General features: G+C 69.8%; 12 protein-coding genes and 1 pseudogene. 4 read left to right on the forward strand and 9 right to left on the reverse strand.

The window, feature by feature from the left end:
• Together GRC12_RS33965 and GRC12_RS33970 are read right to left on the reverse strand one after the other, a co-directional pair.
• Positions 1–790: pseudogene (locus GRC12_RS33965) on the reverse strand (lectin); the annotation flags it as partial.
• A gap of 285 nt (positions 791–1,075) precedes the next feature.
• Positions 1,076–1,459 carry a winged helix-turn-helix transcriptional regulator gene (locus GRC12_RS33970; RefSeq protein WP_208783655.1) on the reverse strand — a complete coding sequence of 128 codons (384 nt, stop codon included), beginning with the start codon at positions 1,457–1,459 and terminating at the stop codon, positions 1,076–1,078.
• A 97-nt stretch (positions 1,460–1,556) separates the two neighbouring features.
• Between GRC12_RS33970 and GRC12_RS33975 the strand changes: the two genes are divergently transcribed.
• Positions 1,557–2,384 carry an NAD(P)H-binding protein gene (locus tag GRC12_RS33975; protein ID WP_208783657.1) on the forward strand — a complete coding sequence of 276 codons (828 nt, stop codon included), beginning with the start codon at positions 1,557–1,559 and terminating at the stop codon, positions 2,382–2,384.
• Positions 2,385–2,497: 113 nt separating this feature from the next.
• Here GRC12_RS33975 and GRC12_RS33980 read toward each other — a convergent pair whose 3' ends face one another.
• Positions 2,498–4,066 carry an MFS transporter gene (locus tag GRC12_RS33980; RefSeq protein WP_308286700.1) on the reverse strand — a complete coding sequence of 523 codons (1,569 nt, stop codon included), beginning with the start codon at positions 4,064–4,066 and terminating at the stop codon, positions 2,498–2,500.
• Between the two features lie 248 nt (positions 4,067–4,314).
• On the opposite strand from GRC12_RS33980, the gene GRC12_RS33985 reads away from it, so the two are divergent.
• A complete protein-coding gene (locus tag GRC12_RS33985; protein ID WP_208783659.1) occupies positions 4,315–4,611 on the forward strand; it encodes a hypothetical protein in 297 nt (98 codons plus the stop codon).
• Between the two features lie 94 nt (positions 4,612–4,705).
• Here the strand turns inward: GRC12_RS33985 and GRC12_RS33990 are convergent, their stop codons facing one another.
• On the reverse strand, positions 4,706–5,023 hold the full coding sequence (locus GRC12_RS33990; protein WP_208783661.1) for a hypothetical protein: 318 nt from the start codon (positions 5,021–5,023) through the stop codon (positions 4,706–4,708).
• 61 nt (positions 5,024–5,084) lie between these two features.
• Entirely contained in the window at positions 5,085–6,092 is a 1,008-nt protein-coding gene (locus GRC12_RS33995) for a YihY/virulence factor BrkB family protein (protein ID WP_208783663.1), read from the reverse strand.
• Between the two features lie 269 nt (positions 6,093–6,361).
• Here GRC12_RS33995 and GRC12_RS34000 point away from each other — a divergent pair, with 269 nt between their 5' ends.
• Positions 6,362–6,970 (forward strand): hypothetical protein, encoded by a 609-nt coding sequence (locus tag GRC12_RS34000; RefSeq protein WP_208783665.1) that lies wholly within the window; start codon positions 6,362–6,364, stop codon positions 6,968–6,970.
• Positions 6,967–7,758, forward strand: a complete 792-nt coding sequence (locus GRC12_RS34005) for a fibronectin type III domain-containing protein (RefSeq protein ID WP_208783668.1) — start codon at positions 6,967–6,969, stop codon at positions 7,756–7,758. Before GRC12_RS34000 ends, GRC12_RS34005 begins: the two co-directional genes overlap by 4 nt.
• Before the next feature lie 20 nt (positions 7,759–7,778).
• Here the strand turns inward: GRC12_RS34005 and GRC12_RS34010 are convergent, their stop codons facing one another.
• From GRC12_RS34010 to GRC12_RS34025, 4 genes are all read right to left on the reverse strand, one after another.
• On the reverse strand, positions 7,779–8,693 hold the full coding sequence (locus tag GRC12_RS34010; RefSeq protein ID WP_208783670.1) for a hypothetical protein: 915 nt from the start codon (positions 8,691–8,693) through the stop codon (positions 7,779–7,781).
• Positions 8,694–8,697: 4 nt separating this feature from the next.
• Entirely contained in the window at positions 8,698–9,756 is a 1,059-nt protein-coding gene (locus GRC12_RS34015; RefSeq protein ID WP_208783671.1) for a C40 family peptidase, read from the reverse strand.
• Positions 9,757–10,032: 276 nt separating this feature from the next.
• Positions 10,033–11,643 (reverse strand): hypothetical protein, encoded by a 1,611-nt coding sequence (locus tag GRC12_RS34020; RefSeq protein ID WP_208783672.1) that lies wholly within the window; start codon positions 11,641–11,643, stop codon positions 10,033–10,035.
• Positions 11,644–11,879: 236 nt separating this feature from the next.
• Positions 11,880–12,347: an NAD(P)H-binding protein gene (locus GRC12_RS34025; protein ID WP_208783673.1), complete on the reverse strand. Its 468-nt coding sequence runs from the start codon at positions 12,345–12,347 to the stop codon at positions 11,880–11,882.
• Positions 12,348–12,414 lie beyond the last annotated feature (67 nt).

Here is a 12,414-nt window from a genome sequence, read left to right on the forward strand (position 1 = left end):
CCGGGACGGTGAAGTGCTTCTCCTTCAGCGGTGCGGTCCTGGCCGCCTGTGGGGTCTGCCGGACCTTGCCGGCCTTCAGCGACTTCGCGTCGGGGTTGATGGTGCTGCCGACCCAGGTGCCGCTCTCGGTGAACGGCTGGTCGAACTTGATGTCGAAGTGCAGCGTGTACCTGTTGTTGGCGCCGCAGAAGTGACCGCTGTCGATCGCGCCGCTGATCTCCTTGTCGCTCACCACCTGGACGCGGGTTCCGTCCACCTGGGTGGCGCCGCCGCTGAGCTTGAACAGCAGGTTCGCCTGCCGGCCCGCCGGGAAGGTGAAGCGGCCCAGACCTGCCCGGGTGGTGTCGGTGAGCTCGGTCCTGACGCCGTTCGCGTCGGTGACCCGGTAGTAGCCGATGCCCGCCTGCTCGTCGCTGTGGCTGAAGCCGACGGAGGTGTCGCCCAGGCTGCCCGACAGAGCGCCGGTCACCGGCAGGATCGGCAGGTCGCCGGCGACGGGGCAGCCGGGGCCGGAGACATGGGTGAGGCTGTAGCCGGAGATCTTGCTGTCGTTGTACTCGTATCCGCCGCCGTCGGGGCGGTGGGGCGTCGTGTCGGGGCCCCACTGCACCATGCCGACCGGCATGTCCGGGCCGGGGAAGGTGTCCACGGCACCGGACGTGCCGATGAGGGGATTGACCAGGGACGCGGGATCCTTCACGAAGGCCGGCGTCGCGGTGCCCGCGGCGTGGGCGCTCTCCATGCCCGTGAGCGGGAGGGCCGCCATGCCCAGGACGCAGAGAACCGCCATCCGTCGGGGGAGTCTTCTTCGGTCGCGTGGTGCAGCTGAACGTCGGGGTCTCACCATCGGTTGCCTCCGCAGCAGTTCGTGCTCGCACATCGGTCGCCGGCGCCGTGAGAACGCGGCGCCGGCGACAGGCAACGATTCCGGTCGCCCGGCCTGACAACGTTGCCATTCACGAGTGTCGAGTGAAACGCCTGCGCTTGCGGCATGTCAACGAGGCCAACACGAGTTTCTGGGTCAGGAGTTGGCAAATACGTCGGCGCCGGAACCGGACCGCGCTCCGGCCTGGGCTTATTGCCTGGCGTCGTAGGCCCGGCGGGCCCGCTCGACGTGGTCCAGATTGGGCGACCACTCGGAGAGCGCCGCGAACAACGGCGCCAGACTGCGGCCGAGTTCGGAGATCTCGTACTCCACCCGGGGCGGGACCTCGGCGTGATAGGTCCTCAGGACGAGCCCGTCACGCTCCAGTTGACGCAGCCGCTGGGTCAGCACCTTGGGCGTGATGGTGGCGATCCGGCGTTCCAGCTCCACGAACCGTTGCCGGCCGTACTCGTTGAGGGTCCACAGGATCGGAGTGGTCCACCGGCTGAAGACCAGGTCGACCACCGGCGCGATCGGACAGGCGCTGTTCGGCGAGACCTCGGCCCGGTCCTGCCCTGTTGTGCTCTCGGCCACATCCGCCCCCTCGTCCCAGTACTTTCCTCTAGGTACCTACTGACTTCGCGATAGTAGCGTCGCCGTGCACCTCAAGGACTCGGAAACGGGAGAGAACATGATCGTGGTGACCGGCGCAACGGGTAATGTCGGGCGGCCGCTTGTGCGGGCGCTCGCCGCGGCGGGTGAGCAGGTGACTGCGGTGTCCCGGCGGACCCCGCCCGCACCACTGCCGGCAGGGGTACGGCATCATCGGGCCGACCTGACCGAGCCGCGGAACCTCAAGCCCGCCCTCGACGGGGCCGACACGCTGTTCCTGCTCACCTCCGGCGACTTCATGGCCGCCGGCGGCGACCTCGGCAGCGTCCTCGATGCCGTGCGCGACGGTGGCGTCCAGCGGATCGTCCTGCTGTCCTCCCAGGCCGTCGGCACCGGAGAGCTCCCCTCCGATATGGAGGACGCCGTCCGGCAGTCGGGCCTTCAGTGGACCGTCCTGCGGCCGGGGAGCTTCCACTCCAACACCCTGCAGTGGGCGGAGGCGGTGCGCGGGCGACGGACGGTGACGGCGCCCTTCGGGGATGTCGCACTGCCGACCGTCGACCCGGGCGACATCGCCGAGGTCGCCACCGTCGCGCTGCGGGATGCCGCGCACGCGGGCAGGGTCTACGAGCTGACCGGACCGGCGGCGGTCTCGCCCCGCGAGCAAGCCGCCGCGATCGGGGACGCGTTGGGCGAGCCGGTGAGCTTCGTCGAGCAGAGCCGGTCGGAGGCCAGGGCGGCGATGGTGCGGTTCATGCCCGAACCCGTCGTGGAACGCACCCTCGACATCCTCGGCGCACCCTCGGCCGGTCTGCGCCGGGTCAGCCCGGACATCGAGCGGCTCCTCGGCCGCCCGCCCCGCGCCTTCGCCCGGTGGGCGGCCGACAACATCGCGGCCTTCCGGTGACGCGCGGCCGGCGATCCGACCGCCGGCGTGCATGAGTTCGGCCGTGCCGGGCAACCGGGGGACATGGCCTTGCCGCACCGTTCCCCCGTGGTGCGGCAAGGCCCTTGTCGGGTTCAGCGCAGACGCGGCTGAGCGGACGGCGTCGAGTGCTCGGCCCGCGGGCGGCGCGACGCGACGCCGTACAACTCCTTCGACGTGGAGATCAGTTCCTGCTGCTCCTCGCGTGAGCCGACCATGGGCCGGGATCCGTTCAGCGGGACCTGCGCCGTCTCGGGCAGGAACTTGACGGTCAGCAGGCCGATCGCACCCGCCAGCATCAGGTAGTACGCGGGCATCAGGTCGTCGCCGGTGAGGTTGACCAGCGCCTCGGTCACCAGCGGGGTCGTACCGCCGAAGGCCGCGACCGCGATGTTGAAGCCGATCCCCATGGCCGCGTAGCGCACGGCGGTCGGGAAGAGGGCCGGCAAGGTGGCGGCGCTCGGTGCGGCGAAGCAGGCCAGCAGCGTGGAGAGGATCAGCACGCCGATGATCGGCGGCCAGGTCCCGTGCATCTTGATGAGCTGGAAGGAGGGAACCGCCAGCACGATCATCGCGGCCGCGGAGACACCGTAGACGGGCCGGCGTCCGATCCGGTCGCTGAAACGGCCGATGAAGGTGATCAGCAGGACGATCCACACCATGCCGATCAGCACCAGCAGATCGGCCGAACCACTGGACCGGTGCAGGGTCTCCGTCTGATAGGTCGGCAGGAACCCGGTCACCATGTAGTTGGTGACGTTGTACAGCAGCACCAGACCCATGCAGATCAGCAGCGGACGCCAGTGCCGCGTGACGATGGCCTTGAACTCGCTGCCCGCCGACTCCTGGGCGAGACCCTTCTCGTGCTCGTCCAGTTGCTGCTGGAAGGCGGGCGACTCCTCCAGCTTCAGCCGCATGTACAGACCGATCACACCCAGCGGGCCCGCGATCAGGAACGGCACGCGCCAGCCCCAGCTGAGCATCTGATCGTCGCTCAGCGCGAGGTTCAGCAGCGTGACCAGGGCGGAGCCCAGGGCGTATCCGACGAAGGTGCCGAAGTCGAGCCAGCTGGAGAGGAATCCGCGTCGCCGGTCGGGTGAGTACTCGGCGACGAACGTGGTCGCGCCGCCGTACTCGCCCCCGGTCGAGAACCCCTGCACCATACGGGCCAGGAGCAGCAGGATCGGCGCGGCGATGCCGATCGTCGCGTAGCTGGGGATGAGGCCGATGGCGAACGTGCCGACCGCCATCATGATCATGGTGGTGGCGAGCACCTTCTGCCGGCCGAGGCGGTCACCGAGCGGTCCGAAGACGAGCCCGCCCAGGGGCCGTACGACGAACGCCGCGGCGAAGGTGGCGAACGATGAGACGACTTGGGCTCCGGGGGACGCGCCGGGGAAGAAGACCTTGCCGATGGTCGCGGCCAGGTAGCTGTAGACGCCGAAATCGAACCACTCCATGCAGTTGCCGAGTGCGGAGGCGCCTACGGCGCGCCGCAGCAGAGGGGGTTCGACCACCTGAACATCGTCGGGACGGAAGGCCCGCTTGTTCCGCCTCAGTCGGCGGGCGAGTTCGTCGCGAACCTGTCGGGGCAGTTCCGCGACCGCCTTCCGCCTGGTCACCGGACCCGCTTCGGACGCTTCGTCGGGGAGGGCCTCGGCCACGCTGTCACCTTCTTCCGGGCCGTGCTTTTCGCGGCAGCGAATGCGGCGATGGGAGTGAGAGCGCCGCACACCCCGCTGTTGCCCCTGATCACGCGTGTCACACGCGCCTCGTCTGCGATCGCAACGAAGATGACCGCGGTGTGAAGATGCGTCGCCCCTCGCCATTTCCTCGCGGAAGCCGGGTATCGGATGGTCCTCAGTCCCGACAAGGCGGTGCCATGCGATCGTCCAGACCACACCCTCGTTTCGTGGAGGTGCGGCCCCACGACCAGGCCGTCGGCAGAGAATTGGAGCAGTCGGAGCTGGCCGGGCTCCGGCGTGCTCTCGCCGCACGCTCCACCCTCCACATGGCGGAAGGCGCGCTGGCCGTTCTCGGGCCGCTGCCGATCGAGGACGCCGGGGAGGTCCTGGCCGACGTCGCCCTTCGTCTCGGCGTCGACGCGCTGGTGGTGGCGCACCATGTGCTGGACGTGGTCCAAGGAGTCGGCGTACCGCGGTCCGTGGCCGACGCACTGCGGCACGTGCTGGCGGGTCGGCGGGTATGACGGCCGGACTCGACCGGCCCGGAGCCTTCGGAGATGGTTCTCGGCGGCGAGAACCCACGGCCCTGGACCGGCCGACGGCCCAGCCGGCCGGCGCTCAGCCCTCGGAGTCGATGCCCGTGACGGCTGCCGGTCCCAGCGGGGCGCTGCCCTCGTCCAGGCCCACGGCGTTCAGCGCGGACTCCGCGTAGCTCCGGGCCGCCCGTTCGGCCTCGGGAGCGCTGTCCGCGTCGATCCTGAGCCGGACGGTGAAGGTGCCGTCGTCGTTGACGGTGAGGGCGTCGAGATCTTCCTCGTTCCCCATGTGGGTCTGGTGCGGGTCCACTGGCCGCAGGGCCCGGGCGAGCTCGCTCTGTGTCTCCTGCCCTGCTGCGCCGGTGAACGTCCCCGGCACCGAGATGACGTACGTCGTCATGGCGTTCCTCCCTCGGTCCCTCCTCGACTACCCCGGTTCACGCCCAAGATCCCGGCCGGCGTCAGAGCGGTCCTTTCTCCCCCACGGGCGGAGGCGGGGGATCACCGAAACGGACGGAGATCTTCTCGAATCCTTTGAACGACTCCGCGTTCGCGTAGAAGCGGTAGGCGCGCAGGTCGCCGGCCGCGAGGTGGACGTGGTCGGTGAAGGGCGTCATCAGGCTGCGCGGCCACAGCCGCAAGTGTCGCACGGCGATGACCTCCGCCGTGGCCAGGTAAACTACCGCGGCCAGGTAGATCCAGGCGAGCAGTCCGAGGACGATCCCGAACATGCCGTACGTCGCCGTGGCACCCCGCAGCACATGCCCGATGTAGTACGAGCCTCCCCACTGCAGTACCTGCCAGGCGCACGCCGCTGCCAGAGCCGGGCCACGCATCGAGCGCAGCGGCAGTCGGCGCCGGGTCATGAGGCGGAAGCTCAGCAGGAGCAGGGCGGCGTCGACGACGACGCCCGCCACGCCGACGGCGATACGCAGGCCGATCGCCAGACGCGTGCCGAAGGCGCCCGTCGCGGATTCGGCGGCCGACAGCGCCGTGGTCACGCCGAGTCCGGCCGCGAGGAGCAGGAGGAAGTACAGGCCCCTCAGCCGCGAGCGCAGCGGATCGGGCCGGGCATGCCGCGGCACCGCGAAGATCTTGTTCAGGGCGTGCTGGACGGCTTGGGAGACGCCGAGGGCGCCGTAGACGCTGCCCGTGACACCCACCGCCACCGCGGCACCGCTGCCGTGGAAGGAGTGGATGCTGTGGCCGAGTTGGTCGCCGATCACCGGGAACTCACCGAGCGCCGAGTGGAGCACGGAGTGCTGCAGCTGCGGATTGCCGTGCAGGGCGGCGCTGAGGATCGCCACCAGGAACAGCAGCAGCGGGAAGAGGGAGACGAAGCCGTAGTACGCCAGGAGCGCGGCCAGGTACGTGGCCTGGTCGTCGAAGAACTTGTACACGACCGCGAGCGGCATGCCCGCGCGTCGGTGGCGTCGCTGGTATCGGTCCAGTCGGGCCAGCACGTCCATGTGCCCTCCCCACCCCGTCACGGGCGGACCCGCCCCTCGGCGGACACCGCAGCATTCCTGTGCCCCGTCCGGCCGCGTTGTCACCTTCCGGGCGAGTGCCTGGTCCTGGTGCCGGGACATGCCACGTCCGTTCCTGCATGAGAACTTCAGTCACGGATATGGACAGACCTTGATCCCACTCGTACCGTGGCGTCTGGTCCGGACCAACCTGTTCCGGCTTGCCCTCCGCCCCGGGCAGGAGGGAGCCAAACGCAGAGGAAGTGGGAGACATGCCGAACAAGTACCAGCTGACCGGAGGGTTATCGGCCGCCTGCGCACTACTGCTGGCCGCACCGGGTGCCGCGCACGCCGAGGTCGAGCCGGGGGGCTGGACCTCCGAATCGCCCTCCTACACCGTTCAGGAACGCGGATGCGGCCAGGTCGACGGCCTGACCTTCAAGCTGACCTGTTCCACCGGCAGCGGTGACCAGCGCGCCGAGCGCCGCTACGCCACGTACAGCGGCGGCACCCATCAGTTCGAGGGATACTTCCGCATCACCAGCATGGGCGGCACCCGCATCAGCCTCAAGCAGACGTTCAACGACACCAGCGGACACGCCGGCCCCTACTTCATGCTGGCGGTCGAACGCGGCGGCAGGCTCTACGACGTACACGACGGCGACACGATCGCGAACGTCGCCACGATCGGCACCACCGTCCGTGTCAACACCGTGCACCAGGTCGGCAAGGAGCACCGGACCTACATCAACGGCTCCCTCAAACACACGGACGACAGCCCCGGCGGCAGCTTCTACGACAAGATCGGCGCGTACCGCACCGGCAGCGGGAGCGGGCCGGCGACCGTCGTGTGGAGCGACGTGAAGTTCTGGAAGAAATGAACGGCCTCGTCCCGGTCCGTACGCTGGCGGTGGCGCTCCTCGTCGCCGCCGGTGTCACCGCCTGCTCCTCCCCCACCGCCGACCGTTTGGCATCGCACGGTACGGCGACGAGGCCGCGGGCCGCCTCCGACCGCGGCCGCACCGAGCTCTCCGGGTCGCTGGCCTCGCCCGTGGACGTCGTACTGACCTGGACCGGCGAGGAACCCGGCGCCGCCGGGCGTGTCGTCGAGTTCGCGACGAACCCGAAAGGGCCCTACACCATCCTCGGTTACCTGCCGCCGACCCAGAACAGCTACCGCCACCCCGACCTCATGCCGCGCACACCCTTCTACTACCGCGTCCGCCCCTACTACGGCCCGGCGTCCCGACCGATCGAGGTCGACCTGCCCGACGATGCCCGAACCACGCGCGAGCGGACGCGCGACCCTTCCTGGGCCACTCCGCGCACCCTCCGCGGGCAACCGGGCACCACCGCCTCGATCCGCCGTGCGTCCGGCACCGACGCGGCCGCGCCGACCGATCTGCGGGCCACCGTCATGCAGGCCAACGGCATCCGGTTCACCTGGCACGATCACGCGGACGACGAACAGGGCTACCTGCTGGAGGACCGGCCGCGTGGCAGCCACGGCTTCCACCCCGTCGCCGCGCTGGACGCCGATGTCACCTCCTTCGGTCTGATCACCCTGCCCAGCGAGAAACAGGCGTCGTACCGGGTGCGGCCCTACTACTTCGGACAGCGTTCCAACGTGGTGCACTTCCTGACCGGCACGCCCCCGCACGACCACTGACGGGTGCCGCGTCCCGTGATCTAGGGCGAGGACTCCGCGGACCGGCCGGCCCGGCGGGTGAAACGCCGCAGCCCCCGTCGCGTGGGCTTGAGGGGCTTGTCCTCGGGGGCGACCGGTCCCCGGCCCGTGGTCAGGGCCGGCGTCGAGGCGGGGGACGGAACGGACTGGCCGCCCCGGTCGAGCCGGGTCCGCACCGCCTGCGCCATGGCCTGGTGGGACGGTTCCAGCAGCAGCCCCTCGGCGGACAGGCGCTCCCACATGTGCAGCAACTCCTGTCCCCTGGTGGCCACCTGACGGTCGTCCTCCAGCCGTTGCCACGCCGCCGTCGCGCGGGCCACCTCGGGCGCCGCCCGGTTCAGGTCCGTGCGGCAACGGATGCGGGCGACGGTCAGCGCCAGGACGGTGGAGAGCATGTAGTCGCCCCGCAGGTAGGCGAGGTAGGCCTCGATCGCCCGTGCCTCCAGCGAGAGTTCGTCCTCCGCGCCCCTGCGCAGTGTGAGGTGCTCCCGCAGCGCCCTGGCGAGTACGTACGCCGCGTGCATCTCCTCGCGCTGCGCGTGCTGGATGATGCGCTCGACCCGGGCCAGCGGAGGGAACGCCTCCTCCTCGGCGGCGGTGCGCTCGCGCCCCGGCGGCAGGTCCTCCTCGTCGCCGATGGTCCGGCTCGAGCCGTCGGGGTACACCCGCAGCCGTGCCACCTGCTGCACGGTGCGGTCGATGACGGTGGCCGCCACCGGGGCCCCCAGCGTGCGGGCGAACATGGCGATGGCGTCGAGGATCGCCTCGTTGGGCTGTCGCGTACCGGCCATCTCCAGCAGATGACCGTTGACCACCGTCGACCCGTCCTCGGCCACATAGGCGTCGAGGCGGATCAGCGGCGGTGCGCTGAGCGCGGGCAGGTTCCCCTGGTCCCGGGGTGTCAGTGACTGGGACATCCGCTCAGACTCCGGGTCGCACGACACCGAGGATGGGCATGGAGGCGGCCGGCGCGGTCGTGACCGTGCGTCCGGGCCGCGGGGCGTGGACGATCTGCCCGCCCCCGATGTACATCGCCACGTGGGTGGCGTCGCTGAAGTAGATGATCAGGTCTCCGGGTTGCGCGGACGACAGGCTGACCCGGGTCAGTCCCTGCCACTGCGCCTGCGAGGTGCGGGGTATGGGGTGCCCGGCGGCCGCCCACGCCGTGGAGGTGAGTCCCGAGCAGTCGTACGAGGACGGGCCGACGGCGCCCCACACGTACGGTTTGCCGATCTGCGCCATGGCGAAGTCGACCGCCTTCGCGGCCGCTCCGGTCGCCTTGGTCCTGCCGCCGGAGGCATCGGGGCCCGTCCACTCGGACTTGGCCTTCTGCGTCTCCTGCTTCTCCAACTGGGCGAGTTTGCGGGTCTGTTCCGTCTTCAGTCCCGCTTCGATCCGCTCGGCCGCGGCGATCTTCTCCTCGATCTTCCGCTTGGCGGCGGCCTTGTCGGCTCGGCTGCTCTTCAGCTCTCGCAGCTTCCGGGCGGCGGCGTCGGTCTGCCGACTCAACTCGGCTCGGGCGGTTTTCTGGCTTTCGGAGACGTTGACCAGGTTCCGCAAGGCCTGGCGGGCCTGGGACGCCTCGTTCAGGGCCTGGTCGGAATGATCGCCGAGCAGCAGCTGGATGCCCGTGGCATCCAGGTCTCCCCCGCGGTACTGGGTCCGGGCGGCCGCGCCGGCGAGGTCGTGCAGGGAGTCGACCCGGCTCTCCGTGCGCGCCAGGTCCTTGCGGAGCGAGGCCAGCCGCTTCGTCTGCTCGGTGGCCTTCTCGTCGGCGTTGTTGTAGGCCTCGGTGGCCACCTCCGCCGCGCGGTAGAGACCGTTCAGTTCGGTGTGGATGTCCTCGATCGACTTGTCGTTCTGCGGGTCGGGTTCACTCGGGGCCGCGTAACTCGGGCTCGGTAACAGGGTGATCGCACAGACGAGGGCCGCTGACGCGGCCCGGCTCCGCAGCTGTCTGCCGCCGGTCGACACGTTCATCAACTCCATGTTCAGAGGTCGCGTGCAGGCGGCTCAGACGGACGACATGCCCCTCGCGATCTCCAACCCGGTTCCCGCGCGGGGCCGTTCGAGCCTCGAACACATTACCTTCCCCAGAAACTCTGACCTCGTGGGTCACCGGCGTGTCAGCCTGCCTCATGGCGAGAATGCGCCGAGCCGCCGTACCGGCAGGTGACCGGTATCGACGGCTCTTCGCGCACTGCGGTTTCCGGGGGACAACCCCCATCGCCCTGTACGGGAACGGCGACCGTACAACTAATGAACGTTCACCGATGAAGACGGCGTCACGGGGGTGAGCGAGGGGCTCGGGAGCGTCGAACTCGGCGGAGACGAGCCATCGTTGGCGATGGGCGTCGGCGAGGACGTGGGCGTGCTCGTGACCGGTGTCGCCGGGGCTTGGCTCGCGGAAGGTGACGCGGTACTCGGCGCGGCGGCCGGGGACGCACTGTTCGCGGGACTGCTCGACGGCGGCGTCTGGCCGAGCGGCACGAGCACGGCGTCGGTCACCAGACCTTCCGCGTCCGTCGTGAGACCGACGGGGTTCGCGACGCCGAGGAGCCGGTCGCAGCCGAGGTTGGTGAAGGACTCGTTCGCCCGTGAGGCCAGGAACCCGAAGAGGTTGGGAGCCGCTCCCGGGTCGGGTGAGGGCGCGTTCGTGAAGAGCGCCTTGTCCTCGAAGACGCGCTGGATTCCGGCGGGGTCGCCGAAGAGGGTGCCGCAGAAGGCCTTTCCGTCGCCGCCGTGGCCGGCGCCGACCGGGGGCATGTCGACGCCGGCGCGATAGCGGTTGGTCTTGCGGACGCTGGTGTGGTCGTCGACGAGCGTCATGGGGTCGTTCTCCGGGACGAGCGCGATCGGGGCCCGCTGACGGGCCGCGGCGGACAGCTCGTCCAGGGGCAGGGCCGAGGAGGCCTGGCCGTCGCTGGACTGGTTGGGCGCGGTGAACGGGGTGCAGCCCAGGGCCGGGTCGATGAAGTGGGTCAGCAGGAGGTTGTCGCTGCCGTTGGTCAGGTCGGTGAACGCGTTGCCGTGCTGACGGTCGCCCGCCTGCGCGGCCTTGCGCAGGGCCGCCCTGCTCGCGGCGTTGTTCTGGGCGATGCGGCCCTGGGCGTCGGCGAGGTAGTGGGTGACCACGTTGTCGCTTCCGTCCTGGTCCACGACCGAGAAGTCCCGCGTGGTCGGACAGGGCCGCCCGTCCCTGGCGGTCCCGAGGGCGGGGATCCGGATGTGCTTCCTGGCCGTCTGGGCGTTGGCGGCGCGGAAGAAGGCGGGGGCGTTGCAGTAGGCGAACTGGCCGAAGACGGATCCGGGCACGCCGTTGACGCACCTGCCCTGGGCGAGGCTGCCGCCGCTCGACTTGAGGGTGAGCTGGTCGCCGTTGAAGCCGAACCACACGCCGACCGTCGATCCCTTCGGCACGGTGGGCCGGACGGTGGGTGCGGCCGGCTTCGTCCCCTTGTCGATCACCAGCGGGTCGTAGACGGTCAGTTTGCCGCTTCTGGTGACGATGGCCGCTTCGACGAAGGCCGCCTGGTCGGGATTGGCCTCGTGGCAGGGACCCTTGCCGGGGTCCGTGGCGACGAGCTTGTAGGGCGTGGCCAGGCCTCGGGCGGTGAGCGGGTGGCGGGGAACCACCAGGGTGCAGTTCGGATCGGGCGCGGCGTCCTGCGCCGGTTGTGCGGCCGGCGTTCCACCGGCCTGCGCCTGCTGGTGGTGGCCCGCGCCCGCCGCGAACACCGATCCGGCTACGACGGCCAGGATCACCGGCCCACCGATGACGGCGAGCGACCACTTCGACCGGGCTCTGCGCCGGGCGTGCTCACGCCGTGCGGTATGCGGTGACTGTATCGGGTTCTTCGAGGGCACTGGCCTGCTCCTTGCGTTCCGGATCGGGCGCCAGAGACGTTAACAGCGGCCTACTGGACAACTCACAGCACTTTGCCAACGAAATTCCTGCTCATAATGATCAGCCGGTATTCGAACGCGACTTGATTGCATCACTGAGTAAGGAGGTTGAGCTGGTGCCGGCGGGGGCTTTCATGAGTGGCCCAATACGGAAATGATCACGAAATTTGCGAAAGCATACTTCTGTTGCCCCGGATTCATCGCCTTCCGCCGAACGCCTCCTTCCAGATCACGTCGAGAATGCGGGGAATGCCTTCCGCGGTGCGGACATCCACGAATGCGTGCGGATGAAGGTCACCGGTCACCTCACGCAGGAGCGCGTCCGCCAGGTCCGCGCGCGAGGTGAACCGGCCGGGCGGGCGGGAGATGGCGACCCGGTAGTCGCTGACACCATCCGCGTCGAAGAGGCCCGCGGACCGGAGGACCGTCCAGACGCGGTCGCTGTCGCACACGATCCGCTCCATGCGCCGCATGTCGTCGTACACCGGGCGTCTGGCGGTGCGCGCGATGAGGGGTTCGAGCACCTTGCGGAAGAAGAAGGTCTCGCCGGGTGCGGGCACGTCGAGGAGCAAGCTCGGTACGGACGGATGACTCAGCGGGAAGTCCTCGGGGTGCCGGGTGACCGCGGTGACGGTGTGCCCTTCGGTGAGCGCCTGCTGGGTCACCTGCCGACGTCCCGGCGGGTCAGACCTCCGGAGCGAGGCAGGCCGGACGGGGGCCGGCCGTCGGGGG

It is taken from the genome of Streptomyces griseorubiginosus, from assembly GCF_017614965.1.
Classification (GTDB): Bacteria; Actinomycetota; Actinomycetes; order Streptomycetales; family Streptomycetaceae; genus Streptomyces; species Streptomyces griseorubiginosus_B.